General features: G+C 69.0%; 22 protein-coding genes. 12 read left to right on the top strand and 10 right to left on the bottom strand.

Annotated features, from left to right (window positions below; all coding sequences use genetic code 11):
* From FCH28_RS07825 to FCH28_RS07810, 4 genes are all read right to left on the bottom strand, one after another.
* Window positions 1-2,184, bottom strand: a complete 2,184-nt coding sequence (locus FCH28_RS07825; protein WP_136738945.1) for a hypothetical protein — start codon at window positions 2,182-2,184, stop codon at window positions 1-3.
* Complete coding sequence (locus FCH28_RS07820; RefSeq protein WP_246102508.1) at window positions 2,181-2,858, bottom strand: ABC transporter ATP-binding protein; 678 nt, start codon at window positions 2,856-2,858, stop codon at window positions 2,181-2,183. Before FCH28_RS07820 ends, FCH28_RS07825 begins: the two co-directional genes overlap by 4 nt.
* A gap of 93 nt (window positions 2,859-2,951) precedes the next feature.
* Complete coding sequence (locus FCH28_RS07815) at window positions 2,952-3,290, bottom strand: hypothetical protein (protein ID WP_136738944.1); 339 nt, start codon at window positions 3,288-3,290, stop codon at window positions 2,952-2,954.
* A gap of 449 nt (window positions 3,291-3,739) precedes the next feature.
* Complete coding sequence (locus tag FCH28_RS07810) at window positions 3,740-4,948, bottom strand: aminotransferase class I/II-fold pyridoxal phosphate-dependent enzyme (RefSeq protein WP_136738943.1); 1,209 nt, start codon at window positions 4,946-4,948, stop codon at window positions 3,740-3,742.
* A gap of 144 nt (window positions 4,949-5,092) precedes the next feature.
* Between FCH28_RS07810 and FCH28_RS07805 the strand changes: the two genes are divergently transcribed.
* The 5 genes from FCH28_RS07805 to FCH28_RS07785 all read left to right on the top strand — a co-directional run bounded on the left by FCH28_RS07805 (window position 5,093) and on the right by FCH28_RS07785 (window position 13,171).
* Window positions 5,093-6,118: a cyclase family protein gene (locus FCH28_RS07805; RefSeq protein WP_136738942.1), complete on the top strand. Its 1,026-nt coding sequence runs from the start codon at window positions 5,093-5,095 to the stop codon at window positions 6,116-6,118.
* Between the two features lie 215 nt (window positions 6,119-6,333).
* Window positions 6,334-9,231: a SpoIIE family protein phosphatase gene (locus FCH28_RS07800; RefSeq protein ID WP_136738941.1), complete on the top strand. Its 2,898-nt coding sequence runs from the start codon at window positions 6,334-6,336 to the stop codon at window positions 9,229-9,231.
* 255 nt (window positions 9,232-9,486) lie between these two features.
* Complete coding sequence (locus FCH28_RS07795) at window positions 9,487-10,956, top strand: sugar ABC transporter ATP-binding protein (protein ID WP_136738940.1); 1,470 nt, start codon at window positions 9,487-9,489, stop codon at window positions 10,954-10,956.
* A gap of 17 nt (window positions 10,957-10,973) precedes the next feature.
* Entirely contained in the window at window positions 10,974-12,020 is a 1,047-nt protein-coding gene (locus FCH28_RS07790) for an ABC transporter permease (RefSeq protein ID WP_136738939.1), read from the top strand.
* Window positions 12,017-13,171 carry a substrate-binding domain-containing protein gene (locus tag FCH28_RS07785; protein WP_136738938.1) on the top strand — a complete coding sequence of 385 codons (1,155 nt, stop codon included), beginning with the start codon at window positions 12,017-12,019 and terminating at the stop codon, window positions 13,169-13,171. Before FCH28_RS07790 ends, FCH28_RS07785 begins: the two co-directional genes overlap by 4 nt.
* Before the next feature lie 17 nt (window positions 13,172-13,188).
* Here the strand turns inward: FCH28_RS07785 and FCH28_RS07780 are convergent, their stop codons facing one another.
* Window positions 13,189-14,205 (bottom strand): Lrp/AsnC family transcriptional regulator, encoded by a 1,017-nt coding sequence (locus FCH28_RS07780; RefSeq protein ID WP_187363775.1) that lies wholly within the window; start codon window positions 14,203-14,205, stop codon window positions 13,189-13,191.
* Window positions 14,206-14,395: 190 nt separating this feature from the next.
* On the opposite strand from FCH28_RS07780, the gene FCH28_RS07775 reads away from it, so the two are divergent.
* Complete coding sequence (locus FCH28_RS07775) at window positions 14,396-15,391, top strand: isopenicillin N synthase family dioxygenase (protein WP_136738937.1); 996 nt, start codon at window positions 14,396-14,398, stop codon at window positions 15,389-15,391.
* 331 nt (window positions 15,392-15,722) lie between these two features.
* Window positions 15,723-17,243: an adenosine deaminase family protein gene (locus FCH28_RS07770; protein ID WP_136738936.1), complete on the top strand. Its 1,521-nt coding sequence runs from the start codon at window positions 15,723-15,725 to the stop codon at window positions 17,241-17,243.
* 162 nt (window positions 17,244-17,405) lie between these two features.
* Here the strand turns inward: FCH28_RS07770 and FCH28_RS07765 are convergent, their stop codons facing one another.
* Entirely contained in the window at window positions 17,406-18,221 is an 816-nt protein-coding gene (locus FCH28_RS07765; protein ID WP_246102507.1) for an NADPH-dependent F420 reductase, read from the bottom strand.
* Window positions 18,222-18,285: 64 nt separating this feature from the next.
* On the opposite strand from FCH28_RS07765, the gene FCH28_RS07760 reads away from it, so the two are divergent.
* Both FCH28_RS07760 and FCH28_RS07755 read left to right on the top strand, forming a co-directional pair.
* A complete protein-coding gene (locus FCH28_RS07760; RefSeq protein WP_136738935.1) occupies window positions 18,286-18,687 on the top strand; it encodes a winged helix-turn-helix transcriptional regulator in 402 nt (133 codons plus the stop codon).
* 97 nt (window positions 18,688-18,784) lie between these two features.
* The gene (locus tag FCH28_RS07755) at window positions 18,785-19,684 is read left to right on the top strand and encodes an alpha/beta fold hydrolase (RefSeq protein WP_136738934.1); all 900 of its coding nucleotides are present in this window, start codon (window positions 18,785-18,787) and stop codon (window positions 19,682-19,684) included.
* Window positions 19,685-20,114: 430 nt separating this feature from the next.
* Here the strand turns inward: FCH28_RS07755 and FCH28_RS37970 are convergent, their stop codons facing one another.
* From FCH28_RS37970 to FCH28_RS07745, 3 genes are all read right to left on the bottom strand, one after another.
* Window positions 20,115-20,282 carry a hypothetical protein gene (locus FCH28_RS37970; RefSeq protein WP_169314081.1) on the bottom strand — a complete coding sequence of 56 codons (168 nt, stop codon included), beginning with the start codon at window positions 20,280-20,282 and terminating at the stop codon, window positions 20,115-20,117.
* Window positions 20,283-20,552: 270 nt separating this feature from the next.
* On the bottom strand, window positions 20,553-21,203 hold the full coding sequence (locus FCH28_RS07750) for an HAD family hydrolase (protein WP_246102506.1): 651 nt from the start codon (window positions 21,201-21,203) through the stop codon (window positions 20,553-20,555).
* A 353-nt stretch (window positions 21,204-21,556) separates the two neighbouring features.
* Entirely contained in the window at window positions 21,557-23,089 is a 1,533-nt protein-coding gene (locus tag FCH28_RS07745) for an MFS transporter (protein WP_136738932.1), read from the bottom strand.
* An 85-nt stretch (window positions 23,090-23,174) separates the two neighbouring features.
* Here FCH28_RS07745 and FCH28_RS07740 point away from each other — a divergent pair, with 85 nt between their 5' ends.
* Window positions 23,175-23,561 (top strand): MarR family winged helix-turn-helix transcriptional regulator, encoded by a 387-nt coding sequence (locus FCH28_RS07740; RefSeq protein WP_136738931.1) that lies wholly within the window; start codon window positions 23,175-23,177, stop codon window positions 23,559-23,561.
* A gap of 173 nt (window positions 23,562-23,734) precedes the next feature.
* Here FCH28_RS07740 and FCH28_RS07735 read toward each other — a convergent pair whose 3' ends face one another.
* Window positions 23,735-24,373, bottom strand: a complete 639-nt coding sequence (locus tag FCH28_RS07735) for a S1 RNA-binding domain-containing protein (protein ID WP_342781584.1) — start codon at window positions 24,371-24,373, stop codon at window positions 23,735-23,737.
* A 248-nt stretch (window positions 24,374-24,621) separates the two neighbouring features.
* Here FCH28_RS07735 and FCH28_RS38635 point away from each other — a divergent pair, with 248 nt between their 5' ends.
* Window positions 24,622-25,320, top strand: coding sequence for a DUF6191 domain-containing protein (locus FCH28_RS38635; protein WP_342781583.1), 699 nt, complete (start codon window positions 24,622-24,624; stop codon window positions 25,318-25,320).
* Window positions 25,321-25,350: 30 nt separating this feature from the next.
* Window positions 25,351-25,734, top strand: a complete 384-nt coding sequence (locus FCH28_RS07730) for a hypothetical protein (protein ID WP_136738929.1) — start codon at window positions 25,351-25,353, stop codon at window positions 25,732-25,734.
* The last annotated feature ends 200 nt before the right edge of the window (window positions 25,735-25,934 follow it).

Here is a 25,934-nt window from a genome sequence, read left to right as displayed (position 1 = left end):
TCAGTCGGCACGGGGCCGCCACGTCAGTGCGCGTCGTGCGGCCGTCGCACCGCCTGCGGCAGTGGCGGCTGCGGCGAGGAGGGCCGTGACGGTCAGGACAGCCGTGATGAGGTTCCAGGACAGGGTTGCTCCGCTCTCTCCTCCGGTGACGGGCTGGACCAGGACGACATGAACGAACGTGCCGATGGCACCGGCGCCCAGGAGCGGAGCTCCCAGACACCAGAAGGCCGTGGTGTGGAACACCTGGCCGCGTCCGGTGAGGACGGTGAGCGGGGCGAGCGTTTGGGAGAATCGCAGAAATTCCGAGAGGGCGGCGAGTGCCATGGCCGTGAGCAGAACGAGCGTGCCGATGGTGCCGAGGAAGGGAATCCAGCGGGACTGATAGCCGACGGTGAAGGATTTGGCTCCGTCTTCGGCCACCGGCTCGGTGAGGGCTTTCACGCTCAGGTAGAGGTGTGCGGCCCGTTTGACGGCCGGGATGTTCATGGGTTCGTCGAGGGCGGTGAAGACCACGGCCTGAAGGCCTTGGGCGGAGCCGATGGCACTGACCGGGCCGGTGCGGACCACTGCGGGTGTTTCGCCGAACGTCTGGTAGCCGGTGACTCTGAGGCGCTTGTCGAGGGCGCCGTACGGCACCTCGGCCTCTTGACCGGCGGCGGGGCAGGGCAGCCGCAGAGCGTGGAGGCTGCTGCACGGCGCTTGGAGGACACGGCTGCCGCTGGAGCCGTCGGGCTGGATGTTCCCCGTTCCGATGGCGACCGTGTGCGCGCCATGAGGAAGTGCGGCTGTGAAAGCGTCGGTGAGCCGCGTCGCCGATGTCTGTACGAGTGCCATGGTCCGGCCCTGCGCGGAGTTCAGCTGTTCCTCGTCCCCGGAACGGGCGAAGAGGAGGCTGGTGATGATCTGGGTCTGCCCGATGACACCGATGGCAATGATCATCGCGGCGACCAGGCGGACCACCATTCCGGGCCGGGCCGCGGTGGTGCGGGCGGCGATCAACCGCGCGGGGGTACCACTGTGGTGCGGCGACTTCGACGCCCGGCGGCTGATGTGTGAAGCCGCCCAGCCGATCACCCACGGAAGCGTCATCCACACACCGACGACCGCGAACAGATAGGCCGCCGCGGAGCGTTGTGCGCCGAAGGACCGCGACGTCAGAGCCAGGACGAGAAACGCGGGACAGGAACCCAGGGCGAGGAGGCGTAACAGACCGCTGCCCGCCGAGCGTGGCCTGGTGGATGTTCCCGTGCGCGCGGCGGGACGCAACAAGAGGACCAGCCCGAGCATCATCACCATGGAGGCGGCGATCGCAGCCGCCAGTGTCACACCGACGCGGCGCAGGTCCGGCGCGTACAGGGTGTAGTCGATCCACGGCAGTTGCACGTCCACCAGCAGGAAAGGAGCGGTGAGCAGGGCCGCGACGGCCGCTCCGATACAGGCGGGTCGGATCGCGGCTCCGATGTCCATCCAGGCGCGTGCCGCCCGCCCGGCGCCGAGGGTGTGCAGCAGGGCATCGCGCCGGTCGCGTCCGGCGGCGCCCATCCTGGCGGCCGCTGCCGCGAGGCCCAGAGCAGGAAGCCCGAGCAGTACGCCGATGATGGCCAGCATCGACGACTGGGGGCCGACGATCCGCAGGTCCCCGAAGGCCGCGCCGGCGCCTCCGTAGCCGGTGATCTTCTCCATCCGCGCCGTGCCGAGCATGGACGTGGTGGGTCGGACGTAGGCCAGCCGTTCGCCGGGTGAGGCCAGTCCCTCGGCCGAGATGGTTCCGACACGGGTGCCGTACCGGTGGCCGAAGTCCTCGTCCGCGGGCCCCTGGGCCAGCGCCGGCGACAGGAACACCTCGCCGGGGCCCGGCCAGCGTGCCACCCCAGGCGGCAGGGGCGCGTCCTTCGTCAGGGGAGCGATGACGACGACGGTGAACTGGCGCCCTTGGTAGCTGTCCCAGTACCGGCTCCACAGGGCCGAGCCCTGCTGCCCGTGCTGGGCGAGCGTGGGTACGCGCGCCGCTCCGCGCTGCTCACGCCCCTGCCAGGTCGCGGCCGTGGCGGACAGCGAGCTGAGCGTCACGGCCACGACCGCGGTAGCGGCCAGCAGTGCCCAGAAGCGCGCCCGGCCGCCCTCGGCGGTCCGGCCGGCTGCCCTGCCGATGTGCAGCATGTGGCGGATGCGACCGCGCTTCATCGGGCACCTGCCAGGGCGCCCTGTTCCAGGTGCATGACCCGGTCGGCCCGGTTTGCCACGGCGGGGTCATGGGTGACGACGAGCAGTCCGCACCCGCGGGCGCCGGGCACGGCGAACAGTGTCTCGGCCACATGGTCGCGCGACGACTCGTCCAGTGCGCCGGTGGGCTCGTCCGCCAAAAGCAGCACGGGATTGCCGATCAACGCCCGTGCCACGGCCACTCGTTGACGTTCACCACCGGAGAGTTCGCTGGTGGCGGTTTCGGTGACGGGCACACCGAGTTCGTCCAGGAGTTTTCGGCTTTCGTCGTACGCATGGTCGCGTTCCACACCGTCCAGCAGGGCGGCCAACGCCACGTTCTCGACAGGAGAGAGCTCAGGCAGCAATTCCCCGAACTGGAACACCATCCCCAGGCGCTTTCTACGGTGCTCTGCCAGGTGGCGGCCGCGCAAAGCGACGACATCGCGGCCGGCGACCATGACCGATCCGGAATCAGGTCGCACGAGGCCGAGGAGGATGGAGAGCAGAGTGCTTTTCCCTGATCCGGAAGGGCCCATTACGGCGACGGATTCGCCGGCGCACACGGCGAGTTCGAGTCCGTCGAGCAGGCGCCGGCCCCCTACCTCGTACCCCAGTTCACGTACTTCAAGGGGCAACGCAAACGCATCCGACACGCCATCGGCCTTTCAGGAGATGAGAATCAGCAGTGCGCTGCCCGGGGCGAAAAGCGTCCCGGGCAGCGCGATGTCACAGCGGGCCGTTATGGCTCAGTGGTCGTCGCTCCACCAGTTGGAGCAGTCGTCGGGCCACTTGTCGATTTCGGTGCAGACTCGCATGTCCCACACCTTGCCGCCCTTGTTGCTGTAGGCCTTGGTGCCCTCTCCGCTGTGATTCCACAGCGTGTACACCTCACTGCCATGGCCGTTGCGGTTGTACTCGGCCTTTACGGAGTTGCCGTCTCCCTTGGTGTCCTGGAGGCCGACCTGATAGCCGCCCCCCGTACGCCAGGAATGCGCACCGGACGTGTAGCGGTCCATGTCCGCGAAGGCGGTAGTGGACCCTGCCGCTATGGCGACCCCCGCGATCACCACAGCTGCCCGTGACACTAACTTTCCGGCTCTCTTCATGGAACGTCCTCCCGTTGACGTGCAGACACCCACCGACAGAGGTCGGGGGGATGAACGTTGACGATCTTTACAGCTGGCAATGGGGGTATGAAGTCACCTTCCGGCCATCGCTCAGCCGAGTGGCATGTCTTTCCGCGGATTCGGCGCTTGTTCCTGCACAGATCATGAAACGGAAGTACGCGCTCCCGGCCAACATCCACTCCGGCCGTCCCACCCCCTCCCCAGGAAGAGTGGAAACCGACCGTCCCGGGCTCCCCCTGTGTGGTCTTCTCTCCCCCAAGCCCGCAAGGGAAATCCGAGCCTGCTCGGGGCTCATTCCTCGCCTGAAGCAGTCGCTCCGTTCATGTGTGCGATCTCGCGGTGTCCTACCGCATCTGGCCTGAATGGACAGTGCCCGGCGACCGCGTTCGGCACAACGCGGGGCCGAGTCAGTGGTCATTCGACAAAGCCCTGTCCTCGGTGTGCCCTGACCGCACCATTGCTTCGGTTATCCGCCGTACCGCTTCTTCGATGTGGTCGTTTCCCGCGCAGACGGTGAGGCGTATGTAGCCTTCGCCGCCGGGGCCGAAGCCGGTGCCGGGGATGGTCAGGACTCCGGCTTTGTGGAGGAGTTGGCGGGCGAATTCCTCGCTGGTGGTACCTGCGGGCGTGCGGACGAGGGCGTAGAAGGTGGCACGGGGGCGCAGGACTTCGAGGCCGGCCGCCTCCAGGCCGTCGCACAGCAGGCGCATCCGTGCCCCGTAAACGGCCCGCAGCCGATCCGGGTAGCCGGTGGTGTCGGTGAGTGCCGCGACGGCCGCCTGTTGGATCGCGCCGAACGTGCCCGAGTCCGTGTGGGTCTTGACCGTCCGGAGCGCCGCGATCGCGTCCCGGTTTCCGGCCGCGAAGCCGACCCGCCAGCCCGGCATGTTGTACGCCTTGGACAGGGAATGGAACTCGATCCCGCAGTCCATCGCGCCCGGCGAGCGGAGGAACGAGGGCGGGGCCGGGCAGTCGTAGTAGATCTCGCTGTACGCGGCGTCCGAGGCCACCAGGATGTCGTGGCGCAGCGCGAAGCGGGCCAGCTCGTCGTAGAAGGCCGGGGTGGCCAGCGCCCCGGTGGGGTTGTTGGGGTAGCAGACCCAGAACAGTTTCGCCCGTCGCGCCACCTCGGGGTCTATCGCGTCGAGGTCGGGGAGGAATCCGTTTTTCTCCCGCAGCGGTACCGGAACGACCTCGGCACCGCAGAACCGCGACCAGGTCGCGTACACCGGGTAGGCCGGATCCGGTACGAGGACCAGGTCGCCGGGGTCGAGGTAGGCGAGGGCCAGGTGGGCCATGGCCTCCTTGCTGCCCAGCGTCACCAGTAACTCGGTGTCCGGGTCCGCGGCGACCTGGAAGCGCCGGGCGAGGAACCCGGCCGCCGCCTCCCGCAGCTCGGCCGCGCCCTCGTAGGGCGGGTACCGGTGCAGCGCGGGGTCCCGTACGGCCGTGCGCATCGCCGCGACGATATGCGGCGGAGTGGGAAGGTCGCAGTCGCCGACCGCCAGCGGAACGGGCTGCCGTCCGGCCGCCTCGGCCAGGGCCCGCGCGCGGTCGATGAAGGCGAAGAGGTAGTCGTCGGTGGACGCCATGCGACGGGCGGGCTGGGGCGGCACGTCACCACTCCTCAAGATCAGGGGCTGTGGGCGCCGGGAGCGTACCCGCCCGGCACCGCACGGACGCCTGACCTGAGGGAGACTTGGGGCGTGCCTGTGTGGCAATGACCATGGCCACGGCCGTGTTTGGAGTGCTGACGAGCGATGACCAGCAATCCCAGCGATGCACCGACTCCCCGCGATGCTCCGACTCCCAGCGATGTACCGACTCCCCTCGATGCACCGACTCCCCCGCCGCCGGACGGTGCCGGCAACGGGCCCGCCGTCTCCCGCCGGGATTTCGACGCACTGTTCGAGACGGTCCGTGCGTGGGACCGCTGGGCCCCCGCCGACCGCGGTGCCTGGAATCGGGTGACTCCGGAGCACGTACGGCGGGCCACCTCCCTGGTCCGGTCCGGAACGGTCGTCCCGATGGCGCGCCCCTGGGACACGGCCCCCGGACCGGACAACACCAGGCCCGCCCTGCACTACATGTCCGACCTCGGTGACGTGGAGGCTCCTGAACCCGCCACTCACAAGGACTTCATCGCCGTCGACTACCACGGCAAGGCCGTCAGCCATCTGGACGCACTGTCCCACGTCGCCTACCGCGGGCAGCTCTACGACGGCCGTACGGCGCGTGAGCTCATCGACGCCGGGGGCGCCCGCTTCGGCGCCGTGTCGGCGCTCGGCCCGCTCGTGACCAAAGGCGTGCTGCTCGATCTGCCCGCCGTTCTGGGGGACAAATGGCTGGAACCCGGGCGGGCCGTGCACGCGGCGGACATCGTTGCGGCGGAGCGGGCACTCGACGTGACGATCGGCGAGGGCGACGCGGTGCTGCTGCGGTCGGGCCGCTTCCGCCGCCGCCGGGAACTGGGCGCCTGGGACCCCGGCGCGGCCGGCGCGGGCTTCCACGTGGATGCCATGCCCCTACTGGCCGAGCGCGGCATCGCGCTGCTCGGCGGCGACGGCGACAGTGACGTACGGCCGTCGCCGGTCGACGGTGTGCATTCGCCGGTCCATGTGCTCGCCATCGTCGCGATGGGGGTGCCGCTGCTGGACAACCTCGACCTCGAAGCGCTCTCCGCCGCGGGCGCGGAGACGGGCCGATACGAGTTCCTCCTGGTGGTGGCGCCGCTGAACATCCCTGGCGGCACGGGCTCACCCGTCAACCCGATCGCGGTGCTGTGACGGCCGACAGCACACCGCAAGGCCGAGGCAAATGTCCGGTCAAAAGGCCAGGTCATCGCCTTGATCGTCTGGGCGCCGAGGCACCTCGGACCGCCTGCGCCACTCCACGATAAGTGCCGTTAATAGTGCAAAGCTCTACAATTGGATCAAACGGTGCGGCTGCTCCGACGTACGGGCGGCCATGGCGGCACGTGCCGATACGGGAAGTGATTGGGATGGGGCTCGTGGGAGACAGCATCAGCCCCGCGCGCGCCCGTGAGCAGTTCCTGCAAGGTGGAGCGGTCGAGGGGACGGTGCGCGGCCCGATCCTGAGTTCCTGGCAGCGTTCCCGGTCGCTGGGGCTCTCACCGGAGGGATGCGAGCTTCCGTACCGCCAGGATCTCGATCTCCACGGCCGGCTCGTCCACGCTGCCGAGCCCGTACTGGACCGGCTGGAGTCCATGTTCGCCGGCCGGAACATGAACGTCTCCCTTGCCGATGGGCGCGGCGCCGTACTGCAACGCCGTTTCGGCGACGCCTCCCTGGTCAGACATCTGGCCGCGATCCAGAGCGTCCCGGGCTTCGTGTTCGCCGAGGAATTCGGTGGGACCAACGGAATCGGTCTGGCGCTCGCGGAACGGCAACTGGTCAACGTGCACGGCGCCGAGCACTTCGCCGAACGCTCCCAGTCCAGTGCGTGTGCCGCAATTCCCGTCCGGGACCTGCTCAGTGGGCGTATAGAAGGCATCCTTTGCCTCGGCTTTCCGCTCACCGACGCGGACCTGACGCTGAACACCGTGATCCGCAGGGCGGCCGGCGCCATCGAACGGCGGATGCTGGAGCAGAGTTCCACGCGGGAGCGCGCGCTGCTGAGGGCGTACCTCGACGCCAGGCGCCGCACGTCGGCCGACGATCCGACGGCGGACGGACAGCCGGGCGAGCTCGCCGAGAGCGGACTCGACTGGCGTGACCAGATGATCCTCAAGGAGACGGCCGCCGATCTGATCTCCTCGGGCCAGCGAGCCGCCGTCGAAGTATCGCTGCCCGGCGGCCGCCGGGTCACCCTGCTGAGCCGACCGATGACCAGCCCCTGCGGGGTGGCGGGGCTCGTCATCGAAGCGATCCTCCCCTCCTCTCGTCAGCGCCTCGCCGTCCCCGCCGAAGCCGGCGCGGCGCCCCGGCTCCCGTCGCGGCAGCCCGTTGCGCCCACCGTCCGGCTGCCGGGGCACCTTCCCGGCGCCGCACCCGGCCTGACGGCCACCACCGCCTCGACGACCAGCACGGCCACGACGACCACGACGACCCGAGAGCCCGACAGGCCCGGCGGCCCCGGCACCCCCAGCAGTACCGCCGACCGGGTGACCAGCGGCCTGGTGCTGGTCGGAGAGCCGGGCGTGGGGACGTTCGCGGTGGCGGCCCGGCGCCGTCTGGAGCTGCTGTCCGAAGCCAGCACCCGCATCGGCACCACCCTGGACGTGAGCCGTACCGCCACGGAACTCGCCGAGATGGCCGTGCCGCGCCTGGCCGACTTCGTCACCATCGACCTTCCCGAGGCGGTACTGCGCGGCGAGGAGCCGACCGACCCGCGCACCGGCCTCCACCGCACGGTGGTCCACGGCATCCGCGACGACTGCCCCTTCTACCCCGCCGGTGAGCCGGTCGACCTCCGTCCCACCACACCCCAGGTCCGTTGTCTGGCCAGCAGGCAGCCGGTACTGGAGCCCGACCTCAGGACCGCCACGGGCTGGATCGCCCAGGATCCCCTGCATGCCCAGCGGCTCCTCGAACACAGCGTCCACTCCCTCATCGCCGTCCCCCTCGTCGCCCGCGGTATCGCCCTGGGCATCGCGAGCTTCTACCGCTCGCGGGACCCCGCACCCTTCGGAGACGACGACCGTTCGCTGGCCCAGGAACTGGCCACCCGCGCCGCCATCTGCATCGACAACGCCCGCCGCTACACGCGCGAACACACCATGGTCCTCGCTCTGCAGCGGAGCCTGCTGCCGACCAGCTTCCCCGAGCAGAACGCCGTCGAGGTCGCCTACCGCTACATGCCCGCCGAGTCGGGTGTCGGCGGAGACTGGTTCGATGTCATTCCCCTCTCCAGCACCCGTGTCGCCCTCGTCGTCGGGGACGTCGTCGGCCATGGGATGCACGCCGCCGCGACCATGGGCCGGCTGCGCACCGCGGCACGCAACTTCGCCGAACTGGACCTCGGCCCGGACGAAGTCCTCACCCAGCTCGACAATCTGGTGGGCCGCCTCGACCGGGACGAAGGCGGCGAGGATCCCTCCGGGAGCAGCACCGGCATCATCGGCGCCACCTGCCTGTACGCCATCTACGACCCCACCTCGCAGCAGTGCGTGATGGCCCGGGCCGGCCACCCGCCGCCCGCGCTCGTCGGCCCGGACGGCCTCGTCACCTTCCCCGACCTGCCCGCAGGACCGCCTCTGGGACTGGGCGGACTCCCCTTCGAGACCGCCGAATTCCACCTCCCCGAAGGCAGCCAGGTCGTCCTCTACACCGACGGACTCATCGAAGACCGCCGGCGCGACTTCGACACGGCCCTCGGCCAACTGCGCCACGCCCTGGCCCACCCGAACCGGCCACCCGAGGACACCTGTGAGGCGGTTCTCCGAACCGTGGTGCCCGACCACCCGGCCGACGACATCGCACTGCTCGTCGCCCGCACTCATGCCCTCGACGCACACCGCATCGCCACCTGGGAGCTGCCCACCGACCCGGCGCTCGTCTCGGGCGTCCGCGCCGCCGTCACCCGCCAACTGGCCGCATGGGGGCTGGACGAGCTGGCCTTCGCCACCGAACTGCTGCTCAGCGAGCTGGTCACCAACGCCATTCGCTACGGCACCGGCCCCATCCGGGTGCGGCTGCTCTACGACCGCACGCTGATCTGCGAGGTCTCCGACACCAGCAACACCGCCCCGCACCTGCGCTATGCGGCCACCACCGACGAGGGCGGCCGCGGCCTGTTCCTCGTGGCACAACTCAGCCAGGCCTGGGGCACCCGCTACACCGCCGACGGCAAGGTCATATGGGCCGAGTGTGCTCTGGAAGTGCCCGGCGGAAAACCCGGCGCGGTCGAAGTGGATTTCGACGACATTCCCGCCATCTAATGGCCTATCAGGCCTGGGAGCCAAAAGGGGCCGTAGCATGACGGAAACGTGATGGCGGGTGCTGGGCGACAACAGGTGCAGCATTGCCGATTCGGCCGGAAAGACTCGGAAAGCCCCCGGAAGACCGCCGGAAGACCCCGGACGAAACTCGGACAGAACTCGGAAGAACCAAGAGGCCGACCTCCGGAGAAGTCTGTGCATGACCCTCCTGAATTCCCCCCTCCCCCGCGCCACGGCCCCGCGCCTCTCGTCCGCATGCGAGGTCTCAGCAAGCGGTTCGGCGGCACCCTCGCGCTGGACGCCGTCGACCTCGACATCAACTCCGGCAGCATCCTCGCCCTGCTCGGTCCCAACGGCGCCGGAAAGTCCACCCTCATCAAGGTGCTCGCCGGCGTGCACCACGCGGACGAGGGCGAGGTGTCGGTCGCCGGGCACCCGCTCGGCACCGAGGCGGCCGCCCGCAGCATGTCCTTCATCCATCAGGACCTGGGACTGGTCGAGTGGATGACCGTCGCCGAAAACATCGCGCTGGGCACCGGCTATCCCCGCCGCGCAGGGCTGCTGTCCTGGCGAAAGACCCGCGAACAATGCGCCGAGGCGCTGGCCATCGTCGCCGCGCACCTCGACCCGCGCACCACCCTCGCCGACCTCCCGCGCGCCGAACGCTCTCTGGTGGCCATCGCCCGCGCACTGTCCACACAGGCCGAACTCATCGTCCTCGACGAGCCGACCGCCAGCCTCCCCGCGGCGGACTGCGCCCGCCTCTTCGACGTCCTGCACACCCTGCGCGACCAGGGGCATGCCATCGTCCACGTCACCCACCGGCTCGACGAGGTGTACAAGGTCGCCGACGTCTTCGCCGTCCTGCGCGACGGCCGCCTCATCAGCCAGGGCCCGCTCGCCGACTACAGCCCCACCCGGCTCGTGCACGACATCGTGGGCCGCCACCCGCGCGGCTACCGGTTCGCCCCGCCCGCGGGCCCGGCCGTGCTCAGCCTCGACGGCGTACGAACCGAGAACACGGCACCGGTCAGCCTGGAACTGCGCGCCGGTGAGGTCCTCGGCATGGTCGGCCTCACCGGCGCCGGACACATGGAACTGGGCCGCGCTCTCGCCGGCGCTCGGCACCTCGTCGACGGACGGGCCCTCCTCAACGGCCGGCCGTACAAACCGAGCACGGTCGCAGCCGCCGTCGATTCCGGAGTCGGCTTCGTGACCAGCAACCGTCAGGAAGAGGGCTGTGCCGCCGAACTGACCGTACGGGAGAACTTCCTGGCCAACCCCCGGGCCGGCGGTCTGCCGGCCTTCACCTGGATCGGCCCCCGGCGCGAGCGGGCCGAGGCCACCGCCCTGGTCAAGCGGTTCGCGGTGCACCCCCAGGACAGCGAGGCGCCGTTCGCCACCCTGTCCGGCGGAAACCAGCAGAAGGTCATGGTCGGCCGGTGGCTCGGGCTGAGCCGCAGCCTGCTGATCCTCGAAGAGCCCACCGCCGGCGTGGACGTCGGCGCGAAGGCTTCGATCTACCGCCTGCTCCAGGACGCGCTGGCCGACGGCCTCGCCGTCCTGCTCATCTCCACCGACTTCGAGGAGGTCGCCAATGTGTGCCATCGGGCCCTGGTATTCGTCCGCGGAGCGATGACGGTGGAGCTGAGCGGCGAAACCCTCACCGTCCCCGGACTCGCCCGCGCCTCGTCGGCCATGGCCCCCCTCACCGGGACGTCATGATGCCTCACCGGGACGACATGACGACGCCGCGCTCCCCCCGTTCCCCGCTGGCCCGCCGGATCGGGCACCTTGTCGGCGCCTACGGCCTCCTGGCCCTCACCGCCCTGTTGTTCCTGGCCTTCTCCCTCGCCCTGCCGGACACCTTTCCCACCCTGGACAACATCTCCGCGGTCCTGTCCAACCAGTCGATCCCCGCCATCCTCGCGCTCGGCGCGATGATCCCCATCGTCACCCGCAAGTTCGACCTGTCGATCGGCTACGGCCTCGGCCTCGCGCACGTCATGACGATGCAGCTCATCGTCAACGAAGCCTGGTCCTGGCCGCTTGCCTGTCTCGTGGTGATCCTCGGCGGGACGGTCTTCGGCATCTTCAACGGTGTCGTCGTCGAATTCGCGAGAATCGACTCCTTCATCGCCACCCTCGGCACCGGCAGCATCCTGTACGCCCTCACCGGCTGGATCACCAACGGGGCCCGCATCGTCCCCGGCCCACACGGCCTGCCGGCCGCCTTCACCGACATCTACGACGCCAGGTTCCTCGGCCTGCCGGTGCCCGCCTTCTACGTCCTCGCCCTCACCGCCGTACTGTGGCTGCTCCTGGAACGGCTGCCCCTCGGCCGGTACCTGTACGTCATCGGCTCCAACCCCCGTACCGCCGACCTGGTGGGCATCCCCACCAGGCGTTACGTCATCTATGCCTTCGCCGGGTCGGGCCTGGTCGTCGGCATCGCCGGGGTCCTGCTCGCCGCGCAGCAGCGCATCGGCAACCCCAGCGTCGGCCTGGACTACCTGCTGCCCGCCTTCGTCGGTGCGCTGCTCGGCTCCACCGCGATCAGACCCGGCCGCCCGAACGCCCTGGGCACCCTGGTCGCCGTCACCGTCCTCGCCATCGGCCTCGCCGGTATCGGCCAGTTCGGCGCCCAGTTCTGGGTCACCCCGCTGTTCAACGGGGTCACCCTGCTCATCGCCGTCGGCATGGCCGGCTATGCGGCGCGCCGGCAGCTGCGCCTGCGACGGACGGAGCCTCCGCGAACACCGCATGAGATGTCCAAGGCCGCGTCATGACCGCTGTCCGCAGGACCGCCCTCGGCGGCGCAGTCGCACTGGCAGTGGCAGTGGCGTCGACCGTGATCCTCGGCTGCCAGCACGGCGCGTCGAACGGCACCGGCTCCTCGGCGGGACCGGAGAAGACCGGCTGCCCCGCCGTCCTGGCCAGAGCCAAAGCAGCCGTCCGGCAGGCCGAGAAGACCAACTTCACATGGCACGGCCCCATCGGCGGCCCCACGGCAGTCTCCGGCAAGAAGATCGTCTACGTCGCGCAGACCATGACCAATCCCGGTGTCGCGGGCGCTGCCAAGGGCGTGCAGGAAGCCGCGAAGGCCATCGGTTGGAACGTCCGGGTGATCGACGGCGAAGGCACCCCCGCCGGGATCCAGGCCGCGTTCAGTCAAGCCATCGCCCTCCGGCCCTCGGGCATCGTCATCGGCGGCTTCGATCCCCACCTGACGTCGCAACAGGTGGCAAAGGCCCATGCACAACACATCCCGCTCATCGGCTGGCACGCGGTCGACGCGCCCGGTCCGAGCAAGGACCCCGAACTGTTCAGCAACATCACCACCAGGGTCGAGGATGTCGCGAAGATCAGCGCGGACTGGATCATCACGCACTCCCACGGCCGCGCCGGGACCGTGGTCTTCACCGACGCCTCGATCCCGTTCGCCAAGAACAAGTCCGAACTCATCAAGAAGGGACTTGCCACCTGCTCCGGCGTGAAACTTCTGTCAGAGGAAAACATCCCGATCTCCGACTCGAGCAGCCGAACTCCGCAGAAGGTCTCCTCACTCCTCTCCCGCTTCCCCGACAAGTGGACCCACTCCGTCGCCATCAACGACGTGTACTTCGCCGACGCCGCCCCGGCCCTGCGCGCAGCGGGCAAGAAGGGCGATGCCGCCCCCTTCAACATCGGCGCGGGCGACGGCGATCCCTCTGCCTTCCAACGCATCAACAGCAGGCAGTTCCAGGCGGCCACCGTTCCCGAGCCGCTCTCCCAACAGGGCTGGCAAATCCTCGACGAGTTCAACCGGGCTTTCTCCGGAAAGCCCGCCAGCGGATATATCGCTCCGGTGCACATCGCCACGGCCGCCAACAGCGCCGGCGCCACTGAATGGGATCCGCCGGGCTATCGCGCGGCGTACCGGAAGAACTGGGGAAAGTGAACTGGGGGAAGTGAGCGTTACGCGACCGCGGGGGTGAGTCGTTTGACCTCGCGGAGGATGGGAGCGGTCTCGATGGCCTGGATGCCGGGGAGGGAGCCGACTCGGTGGTCGAGGTAGTGGTAGAGGTCGTCGCTGCCACGGAAGACACCGCTGGCGACCAGGTTGTGGGGACCTGTCGTGGCGGCGGCGAAGGCGATTTCGGGGTGGGCGGCCAACGTGGTGCCGATCGTCGAGAGTTCACCCGGAGCCACCCGTAGCCAGAGATGGGTCATCATCTGGTAGCCCAGGTGCTGGGGGTCGAAGTCCACGGAGAAGCCCAACGCGCCGTCGGCCCTGAGACGGTCGAGGTGGCGTTGGACGCTGGACGTTGAGCGGCTGGTGGCCGCGGCGAGCTCGGGCAGGCCGGCACGGCCGTCCTTGGCCAGCGCGGCCAGGAGCGCGCGGTCGGTGGCGTCCAGCGTCAATGGGCCTACGGGCTCGTGGAGTTCGGCTGCCGGGAGAAGGACGTCGGTCTCTTGGGCGCGGCCGAAGGGGAGCCCGGACGCGTACCAGGTGCTGGTGATGCCGGTGAAGAGGCGCAGCAGACAGTGTGCACTGACGGAGACGAGACGCGGGGTGCGGGGCAGCTTGTCCAGGAGCAGGGCGTCACGGTCGTGCGGTGTGCGGGCGGTGACGGCACAGTAGAGCTCGGTGCCGCCGGAGGCGAGGGAGATCCAGCTGGTGTCGGGGCGGCGAGCCAGGGCCTCGGCGATGGTACCGGCGGCGTCGGGGGTGCAGTGGATACGCAGCAGCCACCGGGTCATCCCCAGCCGGAGGGGGACGGGCTGACCGACTATGCGCAGCCCCAGTGTGCACAGCCGACGGTAGCGGCGGGCCACGGTCCGCTCCGAGACGCCCAGCTGCCGGGCGATGCCACTGAACGCGGCCCGCCCGTCGAGTTGCAGGACCTGGAGCAGACCTCGGTCCAGGGCGTCGAGCGTGACCGAAACCAATGTGACCTCCCGTTGCTGTGCCGCACCGCCGGTGTCCAACATCCCAGATGCCGCCCCTGACTTCTCACCCCTCACCCCTCACCCCTCACCCCTCACCTGACGGAATCTGACGGCTACTCGCCTGGACGCGCCTGATCCTCCCGTTTCCAGGCGCATGGCTCGGGTGGGACCGACTCCCGCGACGACCATGCACAGGCCAACAACTGCCAGGACACCAGCAACAGAGGGAAACATGAGCGCTTCCAGAATTCCCACGATCGACCTCTCCCTGTGGCGGGCAGATCGCCACTCGGACCGCGACCAGCTCGCCACCACCGTCGACCAGGCACTACAGCGATCGGGCTTCTTGCTGGTCACTGGTCATGGCATACACCCGGACCTGCCCGACAGCCTTCGTACGGCAGCCCGCACGTTCTTCCATCTGCCCGCCGACGCCAAGGAACCGTTCCTGGGGCGGACGGGAGGACGCGGCTGGAGCGGCGCGGGGGCGGTGGCCGCCGGCCGGGCGGAAGGCACGGAGACGCCGCCCGACCTTGTCGAGACCTGGACGGTTGGCCCCAACCCCACCCCCAACTCCAACTCCAACCCCAGCCCCAGCCCCAGCCCCAGCGACACCGCTGCCGAGCGGCTGCTGCCGGAGGCCTGGCCGCCCCAGGTCCCATCGCTGCACTCGTTGGTCGCGGACTACACACGGCGGATGCGTGTGCTCGCCGACGAACTGTTGGCACTGCTGGCCGCCGCGCTGGGACAGCCGTTGGACTTCTTCACCCGTCACACCGCCCACCCCGACTGGACTCTGACCCTCAACTGGTACCCCCCGAGGCAGACCATCGGAGCGCCGAAGCCTGGCCAGTTCCGTGTCGGCCCGCACACCGACTTCGGTACGGTCACCGTCCTGAACCGCCAATCGGGCAAGGGCGGCCTGCAGATCCACACAGAAGAAGGCGGCTGGGAGGACGCCCCTTACGATCCGGAGGCTCTCACCATCAACATCGGTGACCTGATGGCCCGGTGGACCGGTGACCGCTGGCGATCCGGCCGACACCGCGTACTGCCACCGCCCGCCGACGCCACGACCGAAGAGCTGACGTCGCTGGTCTACTTCTACGACTGCGACCCGCACACCATCATCGACTCACTGCCCGCACCGACCGGCCGGGTGGCATATCCGCCGGTCACGGCGCGCGCCTACGTCCAGTCCAAGGTCGACAAGATCACCCTCGGCTGACGGAGCGGCCGTACGACGTCGGCCTGCCCGCCCCTGTCATCGTGGCCCCATGCCCCGAGCCGGGGGCGGGCGGCCCGCGCCGGGAACCAAGACCCCCTCCAATGCGCCACCCAGCAGCCGAAGTTCGCGCCATGAACAACCTCAGCACGCCGCCGATCGGGTGATATTTCTCCGCATTTGGGTGAGGGCCCCCGGCAGATCCGATACCCCTGTCCACGTGAACATTCCCGGTCTCCGCCCTCATGGCTCGACTCACTCACACAAGCGCGGCCCCGCCGTACGCCTGGCGACGGCACTGCTCGCCGGAGCCGCGGCCGCCGCACTCGTGGCGATGCCCAGTTCGCCATCCTCCGCTCTCTCACCGAACGCCCCAACGACCGGCAGATCGTGGCCTGTTCAGGACTCCGGCGTCGAGCGGTTCTTCGAGCAAGTACGGGACAACCCGGCCCGGCTGCGGGCCTTCCTGCGGTCGATGCCCAAGGGCGGGGACCTGCATACGCACCTGTCCGGCGCGGTGCCGGCCGAGTCGCTGATCGCCTTCGCCGCGGACGACGGGCTGTGTATCGACAGCACCACGTCCAAGGCGGTGGCGGCACCGTGCCCCGCCGGTGCGCGCCCGGCCCAGGACGCCGTAAGCGACCATGACTTCCGTCAGCAAGTGATCCGCGCCTGGTCCATGGAGGACTTCAAGGACACCGGCGGCGAGACCGGACACGACCACTTCTTCGCCGCTTTCAGCAAGTTCAAGGCCGTGACCGCCAAGCATCGGGGCCGACTGCTCGCAGAGGTGGCCAAGGTCGCCGCCGCAAACCGCCAGAGTTACGTGGAGCCGCTGTTCACCCCGCAGGGCCCGGCCCTGGTCGGGCTTGCCGACAGCGTCGGATGGAATCCCGACCTTGACCGCATGCGTGCTTCCCTGCTCGCCGGCGACCGGATGCAGCAGATCATCCGGGCCGCCAAGAAGGAAACCGACTCCGAACTCGCCGAACACCGCGCCGCCCTGGGCTGCGACACGGCCACCCCACAGCCCGCGTGTGCGGTGAAGGTGCGTTTCGACTTCCAGGTCGGGCGGACCTACGACCCGAAGTACATCTTCACCGAGCTGCTCGCCGGCTTCGAACTCGCCGAACACGACCCCCGCTACGTGGGCGTCAACATGGTGCAGGCCGAGGACCACCCCGTCGCCCTGCGCGACTACCGCCTGCACATGCGCATGATCCGCTACCTCCGCAGCGTCTACCGCACGGCTCACGTCACCCTGCACGCCGGCGAACTCACCGAACAGCTCGTGCCACGCCAGGAGCTGCGCTTCCACATCCGCGACGCCATCGAAACCGCGCAGGCGGAACGTATCGGGCACGGCGTGGACGTCATGAACGAGGACCGACCGCAGCAGCTGCTGGCCACCATGGCCCGCCGGCAGGTAGCGGTCGAAGTGCCGCTGACCAGCAACTGCCAGATCCTCGAGGTCTGCGGCCCCGAACACCCGCTACGCCGCTACCTGGCCGCCCGGGTCCCCGTCGCGCTGTCCACCGACGACCAGGGCGTCTCCCGCATCGACATCACGGATGAATACCGGCAGGCCACCACCGTCCACGGCCTGACCTACCGGCAACTGCGCGACAGCGCCCGCACGTCGCTGGAACACGCCTTCATCCAAGGCCGCAGCCTGTGGCGCTCCCCCGGCGATCACCGGCCCACCTGGGAGTGCGCCACCAGCGATCCCCACACCGGACACCTCACCCCCATCTGCCGTTCCCTGCTCCTCTCCAGCCCCAAGGCCACTTTGCAGTGGCAGTACGAGACCGACCTCGCCGCCTTCGAAGCCTCGTACGCGACGCGGGCGAGCTAAAGCGCGCCTGCGTGGGCGAGGCAGAGCGCGTCTGATGGACGGGCGGTGCACCGGTCGCAGGTGGCACCGCCCGTCTCAGGCCCTGGAACTGGAACGCTCGGACAGTCCTCAACCGCCGGACAGACCTCAGCCGCCGGACAGGCCTCAGCCTCCGGACAGACCTCAGGGCGCGTCGTCGACGGCGCCGGGGGCCAGTGCGGGGGCGGGGAACGCGTGCCGGGCCTCGCCCCCGGACCACCACACGCCGATGGCGAAGACCGCGGCCGCCTCCAGCAGCGCCGCACGGTGCAGACCGCCGCAGGGCAGCGGGACGCAGCCCATCGAGGTGATCAGCTCTGCCGTCAGTGCGGCGGCGAGCGGGGCGTCCGTACAGAAGGGCACGGCCAGCGGCGCCCCTTCGAAGGCGGGCCGCCGCAGGGTCCAGATGCTCTCGTGCGGGACCCCGAAGACCTTGGCGACGCCGGCATCCGGTGCGGCGTCCGCGAGACGTACGGCGACTGAATCCGTGCCACCGGCCGTCGTCAGAGCAGGACCGTCGGCGGCAAGGGCCATCGGCACCGTGCAGTCGAGCACGGTCCGCCCGGCGAGGTCGGAGGCCAGTTCCTTGGCCAACTGCGGTGCTACGTCGGCTGGTACGGCGACCAGCACTGCCTCGCCGTACCGCGCCGCCTCGACCAGGCTGCCATGGCCGGCGGCTCCGATGCCGGCCGCCGCTTTGGCCGCGGCCGCAGCGTTCCGACCACCCACCATGACCTCGTGTCCGGCCCGTACCCAGGCTCCGCCCAGCGCCACCGCCATGGCGCCCGTACCAAGAATGCCGATACGCAGAGTCCTGCTCCTGATCTCGTCGTCCGCAGCGCTCGCGCTGCTCAGGTCGTTCGTGCTGTTCAGGTCTTTCGCGCTGTCCAGGTCGGTGGCGCCGTCGGCGTCGTTCACATCGTTCGCGTTGTGGGATGTCATGCCGTTGTGGGATGTCATGCCGGGGACAGTAGGCGGGCCGATACCTACCGCTTGGTAGGCATCGGCACGGCAGGATGTACGCATGGGACAGCTCGGAGAGCAGGACGAGGCCTATGCGACGGACGACCTGGGCGGGGATCCGTTCGCGGCGGACTGCCGGGCCCGTATCGCCTTCGAGGTGCTGGCCAACCGCTGGGACAGTGTGGTGGTCTTCGTCCTCGGCGAGGGGGGACCGATGCGACCGCGCGCCCTGCTGTCCCGGATCGGGGGGATCAGCCCCAAGGTGCTGAACGAGGCGCTGCGGCGGCTCGAATACAACGGCCTGGTGGAGCGCCGCCGTTACGCCGAGGCCCCGCCCCGCGTCGACTACACCCTCACCGAGGCCGGCACCGCTCTGCTCGACCCGATCCGCGCACTGGGTGCGTGGGCAGGGGCCCACGCGGACGCTGTTCTGGCGGCCCAAGACCGCTTCGGCCGTCCGTAAGGGCTGACCACACACTCAAAAACAGACGCAGGCACCTGACAGGCACAGGCACAGACACAGGCCCTCAACAGACCACCACAATCGTAGTGTTGGCCGTATGAGTCTCACTACTGAATCCACCGGCGACACCACGCCACACCACCACTCCTCCACGCCCACCTTCGTGCTGGTGCACGGCGCCTCAAGCAACTCCTTCGGCTGGTCACCCGTATTGGCGGAGCTGGCGTTACGCGGTCACCGCGCGGCCGCCGTCGACCTGCCCGGACATGGCTTCGGCGGGCACTTCCCGGTCTCCTATCAGGCGCCGCAGGACCTGGCGGGACTGCGTACCGAGCGCTCTCCGCTCGGCAAGGTCACGCTGGCCGACTTCGCCGAGCATGTGGTCGGTGTGGTGCGGCGGGCACACCGCAACGGTCCGGTGATCCTGGTCGGTCAGAGCATGGGCGGGGTGACCCTGAACGCGGTCGCCAACGAGGTGCCCGAGCTGATCTCGCATCTTGTCTACGCCTCGGCCTTCTGCCCGACGAAGCGGGCCACGATAACGGACCTCATGACGACCCCGGAGGGGTCCTCCAGCGCCATTTTCCGGATAGCCAGCGTCGAGACAGCGCCGGAGCTGGGCGTCAACCGGGTCAACTGGCGTTCCGGAGACCCGGCGTTCTTCGAGGTCGTCAAGGAAGGGCTGGCCGCCGACTTCACGGACGACGAGGCCCGGGCCCTGCTCAACACCCTGGAGCCGGATGAGTCGGCCGCGATATCGGGCACCGACGCCCGTGGCCTGCCGGGGAAGTGGGGCCGAATCCCGCGGACCTTTCTGCGGTTCACGGAGGACCGGACGATCCCGCTCGCACTCCAAGACCTGATGATCAAGGAGGCCGACGAACTGACCCCGACGAACCACTTCCGCATACGTTCTCTGGCGGCGCCTCACATCGGCCCCCGAGACCCCGGCCTGCTCGTGGACGAACTGGAGCAGGTCGCGCGGCTCACTCACTGACGAATTCGTGCGCTGCCCGGCCTGCCCGGCCGGGCAGCGCACGACCCCGCCTCGGCCGACCCGGGGCGAGCCACCACAACCATCCCGAGCGCCCGGTACCTGCCCGGGAGTTGCCATATGACCATGGCTCCCCATTCACTCACCCGACGCGCAGTGCTCGCCGCGCTGGGCGGCGCCGCAGCGGTGGCTGCACTCCCCCACCGTGCCCTCGCCCGCCACCTCGCCGGATCCGTCCGTCACGGCACCGTCTCTCGGCATCTTCGACCTCAGCACCGGAACTCCCCTGCACCACGTCGACCTGAGCGCGGTACCGGGTTCCACGCGCGGTATCCATGGCGCCGACGACGTGACCGTGGACGCCCACGGCCACGCATACGTCACCGACATCGTCACCGGAGAGCTCCACCGTGTGGACCCCGCGGGGCAGCCGTCACTGCTCCTCCGCGACCCGGACCTGCTGGGCCATCGAGGAGTCGGCCCCAACGGCATCGTCTGGCACCCTGCCCGCCACTTGTTGGTGGCCCGCTACGACGCCGGCACCCTGCTGCGCATCCCGGTCCACGCCCCGCACCGCGCCCGCCCGGTCACTCTGCCCCATCCCCTGACCGGTGCTGACGGTCTCACCCTGTGCCCCGACGGCTCGCTGACCGTCGTCACCAACCGCCTCGCCTCCAGCAGCCCCACGGCAGTGACAACCTTGCGCTCCACCGACCACTGGGCCTCAGCCACCATCACGGACCGCCACAGCCCCTCAGCCGACACCACCCCGACCACCGTCGTCACCACCCCGTACGGCACCTACGTCCTCGACGGCGGCCTGCCTCAGCTCTTCGCCAGCACTCCAACTGACGGCTTCACCCTCCTCCGTTCACAGGCCGGCCAGCCGCAACACGGCTTCCAGTCCCCGATACGAGCCGGGGGTGGCTCCCCCGGGCAATACGAAGGACCGCAGCCCCGCCCCGGCGGCGCCGCCATCCTTGGCCGGATTGTCGCCCACCATGAGTGTCTGGGCCGGTTCGGCGCCCAGCTCACGGCATGCGTGATCGAAGAGCAGGGGGTCCGGCTTCTCCGTGTTGTGTTCGTAGGAGTGGACCCAGGATGTGAAGTAGTGGTCCAAGCGGTGATGGGCGAAGGTGGCCCGCAAATCCCAGCCCACATCGCTGACCACTCCCAGGGCCAGGCCAGTGCACGTCAGTTGGCGCAGGGTGGACTCGGCGTCCGCATACGGTACCCAGCACTCAGGAGCCTTCAGCTGCGCATAAAGCGCGTCGGCGATCGGCGCCAGCTCTGGGACGGAGGAATACCAGGTGGTGAAGGCGTGCCGATGCGCCTTCGACGACACGTCCCTGGCCCGCTGGGCCTCCACCACACCAGGGTCGGACAGGCCGGCTTCGAGCCCGCTCAACATGAGGTCCATCGCCGCGTCGTCCACCGGCTGCGACAGCGCGGCTCGAATTCTGTCCGCGTACGGGGCGACCTGGAACAGCGTGCCGGAGAAGTCGAAGAGAACGGCCCGCACGGCGACTCGGCGCCCCTCCGGGGCAGCTGTGGCACGGATGGGCCCTTCCGGACCGCAGACAGGCATACGACTCATTCGAGCTTCCTATCCCAGCCTCGGCCGACAGGCCAGACCCGATTGGCACGATCGCGCTCATGACGACTGCGCCTCTCTGCCCTGCTGACTCCACGTCAGACCCCTGGCCGACCGCGCCGACCGCGCCGACCGCGCCGGCAGCGGGAAGCGGGAAGCCCGTCTTCGAAGTGAGCCGTCGGCGGGGGTCGTACGGGTGCCTGCCCAGAACGGCACATCCCGGCGTCGGCTGGTGCCGTACCCCGGGATGTGCCGTGATCGCGGTCCACATGACCGACTGGCTAGTCGACGAGGGCGAGCTCCGGCTCGTCCGCCGGCTTGCCGGACTCGCCCTCCGGCTTGGCCGCCGACTCGTTCTCCCGCTTGTCGTCCACCTTGGCCGTCGACTCGCTCTCCGGCTTGTCGATCTTGCGCCGTCCGAGCACTCCTGACAGTCCGATGAGCAGGCCGATGGCCGAGAGGACGGTGATCGTCAGCAGCGCCGGGGTGAAGCCCGCGAGCAGGGCGTCGGAGCCGGTCTTGCCTTCGCCTCCAGCGGTGAGGACGGCCGTGACGATGGCGAGTCCGATCGCGCCGCCGACCTGCGTCGACGTGTTCAGCAGACCGCCTGCCAGGCCCTGCTCATGGTCCGGGATGCCGGCGGTGGCCTGGATGTTGAAGGACGCGAAGGCCAGGGTGAAGCCGATACCGAGCAGGATCATGCTGGGCAGCACACCGACGGCGTACGGGGCGTCCCGGTCGATGACGAGGAAGAGCACGTAGGCGATGAGGTGAGCGATGACACCGCCCGCGATGGTGCGCGAGGTGCCGACCCGCTCGATCAGGGGATCCATCCGCGGCGAGCCGAAGGCCACGATCACTGCGGCCGGGAGGAAGCCGAGCGCGGTCTGGAGCGCCGACCAGTGCAGCACCGACTGGAAGTAGAGCATGACCACGAACTGGAAGCCGATGTAGCCGCCGAAGAACACCGATATACCCAGGTTGGCACGTGCCAACGAGCCCGAGCGAAGGATGCCGAGGCGGACCAGCGGGTGGGCACTGCGACGTTCGATCACGACGAAGGCGACCAGCAGCACCGCGGCGATCGCGAACTGGATGAGCGTGTTCGGCGCGGCCCAGCCGGCCTCCGGCGCTTCGACGACGGTGTAGACGAGCAGCAGCATCGCGCCGACCGAGGTGATCGCGCCGGGGATGTCGTAGCCGCCGGAGGAGCGGGGGCCGTCCTTGGGCAGCAGGCGGTTGGCCGCAATCCACGCGATGACCGCGACGGGCACCGGCAGGAAGAACGTCCACCGCCAGCCGACCTGGGTCAGCAGGCCGGAGAGCACCAGGCCGGCCGAGTAACCACTGGCGCCGAAGACAGAGAAGACGCCCAGCGCCTTGTTGCGCGCCGGTCCTTCGGCGAACGTCGTGGTGATGATGGACAGTGCCGCAGGCGCGGTGAACGCTGCCGCCATGCCCTTGAGTATGCGGGTGGCGATCAGCAGGGCTCCGTCGTCGACCAGACCGCCGAGCACCGAGGCGGCCGCGAACACGGCAACCGCGGTCAGGAAGACCCTGCGGCGTCCGAGCAGGTCGGCGGCGCGTCCGCCAAGCAGCAGCAGTCCGCCGTAGCTGAGGACGTAGCCGCTGACGATCCACTGAAGTGCACTGGTGGACAGGCCCAGGTCGGCCTGGATGGAGGGGAGTGCGACGCCCACCATCGAGACGTCGAGCGCGTCGAGGCCGATCACCAGGGAGACGGTGAGGAGAACTCCCCAGAGTTTGGCGTTCCACGTAGGTGTGGAGGCGGACAGGGGTGCGGAGGAAGTCATGCCATGACTCTCACATGCACGCGCATCGAATGCAAGTGCATTTAATCTTCGTGCATCAAATGCTGGCGCATGCTACTCTGGCCGCATGAACGCTGGCTCGGAGCAGGAACTGGTCGAGGAGTGGCGTGGGCTTCTCGCCCGTCACGCCACGGTGCACAACGCTCTTGAGACCGAGCTACAGGCGCAGCACAACATCAGCGTCAGCGAGTTCGAGGCACTCGAACTCCTCGCTTCCTCGGACCACGGCAAGTGCCGGGGCCAGGACCTCACCAATGTGGTGCACCTGAGCCAGAGCGCCGCATCCCGGCTGGTCGCCAGGCTGGAACGAGGCGGCCTCGTCGAGCGCGTCATGTGCGATCTCGACCGCCGCGGCATCTTCGTCGTCCTCACCGACGAAGGCCACCAGCGTTACAGCGACGCGAAGCCGACCCACCGCTCCGTGCTTGCGCGGACACTCCGCGGAGAGCACTGACCCGCCCCCGCCCCCGCAGCAATTCAACGAGGGTGACTCGGCGACGGTGATTCGACGACGGTTGATGCTGCGGGAACATCGGAGCAGGCCGCCGACCTGACCGGACCTCCGTGTGATGTGGACGCGAGGAGGTCTCGGCAGGCAGGCTCCTCGGCAGGAGTTCCCGGCAGGAATCAACGAAGGTCGGGTGGCACCTGTCGTCGGGAGAGGACCAGCCTGCGCCGCTCTCGGTCGATTTCGACAACAACGACCGTAACCTCGTCGCCGACCCGTACGACATCACCCGGAGCTTCCACCGGCGTCCAAGTGAGCTCCCCCAGAGGGACCAGTCCCTCGATCCCATCGGCGACCTGAACGAAGACGCCGAACGGGACCAGCTTGGTGACCTGCCCACGCAGTGTCCGGCCCACCGCAGCGCCATCGGCGAACGTCTGGAAGGGGTCCGGCTGCATCGCCCGCAAGGACAGCCTGGCCTCCCCGTTCCATGTGTCGAACTGCAGGAACTCGCAGGACACGCGCTGCCCGACCTGAACGACATCCGAGGCTGCTTCGAAGCGTCGCCAGGACAGCTCGGGGATGGTGATGAACCCGACGCCGGGAAAGACCGGGTGATCGGGGCCATCGTCCAGCGCCACGAACACACCGAACCGCTCGATCGCCGCGATCGTGCCGGAAAGGATCTCGCCATCGTGAAGCGATTTCAGGAACGCCCAGAGTTCCGGGTGCTCAGTGGCAGCCAGTGACAGCGAGGCTCGCCCCTCATCCAGATCAACCGCAGTCACTTCGGCGGTGATCCGCTGGCCGACCTTCACAGCCGCATCCGGATGCCGCCCCCAGGACCGGTCCAACGGCCCAACCAACCCCAGAGGTCGCGCGGCAAAGCCGTCAAGGGTCACCGTCCCCCCCCCGTGAGAGCGTGTCACCTCCGCTACGGTCCCACTGCACAGGTCACCGACGCGGATCGTTGCCAGGAAAGTCCGGGAAGCTTGCTCGTCCGACACTCCGCCCATGCCGTTCAGCCTCTCATGAGGAGCCGTGCTCCGATCCGGAGGGAGGTGTGATGAGACTGCCGCCGGATCGGATGGTCGGAGAGAGAGGCGGCGAGGGGGCCGCCGCTGCAACACCACGATCTTTCCGCACCGTTGACCAGGCCGATAGTCGAAGAGCTGGGCCCCAGGCCCGTCGCACGAGGCGCTGTATCCGATCGCGCCCCAGCGTCTCAGGTGCGTGCCACATCCCCGAACAGCCCCTCAGATCGTCCGAGGCCAGCCAGCTCCTCTACGATTCCCGCGAGGGAGCAACGAACAAGCAGCGACCAGGACATCGGTCTCCAGCTCCCAGGAGACCGGCCTTCAGAAGCGAAGCCCCCTGGCGTCGGCGCAAGTTCGGAGCGCGCGGCGCAACGTCCGGCGCATGGGACGAGCTCTTCCAACCCTCAAGACAACATGTCCAGGAGGAGAGGGAACGCCGGCTCGTCCTCCGTGACGATGCGGAGTCCGGTGCGCCGCCGCGCAGCTCCGTGGACCTGCACACCGGTGTAGCAGTGATTCGCCCGGGAGGCATCGCCCTCGCCGAGCCCAGGCACACGTCCGAACGACTCGGGAGTCGTGCCGGGTCGTCCGAGGTGGGCCGTGTGAGGTCACCGCAGGGTCGTCAACGGGTCCTGTTCCGGCTGCACTCGGGGATTCCAGGGACTGATCCACCGGCCCGATTCGGTAGGTGGCAGATGTTCATCCAGGCAGTGGCTGACCGTACGTAACACGGGCTTGGGGTAGTCGTTGATCCAGATATGAATACCTTTCGGAAGATCGTCACAGGAATTGGGACGACGGCTGCGGCCGTCGGTATCGTCTTCGCCGCCGGGCCGCCCGCGACAGCCGCCGGCAAGTGGTGCAACAACTCCGTCTGCATTGAAACCTATGACACGGGGACGTACCTGGGCAGGGTGGAGGTATCCGTCACCAACACCAACCAGCCCCACAGGATTTCCGCGAGGGTATGGGCCACCAATGGGTGGAGCGCCAACACCAAGGTCGAGGACGTTGCAGCGTTCCGGACCTACCGCGACCAGGCATATCCGCAGCGCCACTTCCCGGCGGGCACCCGGTTGTGCGCGGAAGGCTTCCGCGGCGACGACAGCGTCGGCCTGCCCTGCGTGACGATCACCGACTGACCTCCCTGAGTCTGCTGTGGTCGGCGCTTCGAGCGTACGGAACGCAGGGCAAGCCGGAGCCGGTAGCGATCCGAGCAAGAACTGAGGCTGCACAGCGGGGACTTGACCACCGTCAGTGGTTCGCGCGGATGGCGGGCGCCCCAAGGCCGCGCCCGCCGAAGTGCCGACGATCAGATCCGCCGCCAAGCACCCCGGTGAAA

This window comes from Streptomyces piniterrae, assembly GCF_005048155.1.
GTDB lineage: Bacteria > Actinomycetota > Actinomycetes > Streptomycetales > Streptomycetaceae > Streptomyces > Streptomyces piniterrae.
Note: the sequence above shows the minus strand (reverse complement) of the source record. Positions and strands in the feature narration are given on the sequence as shown.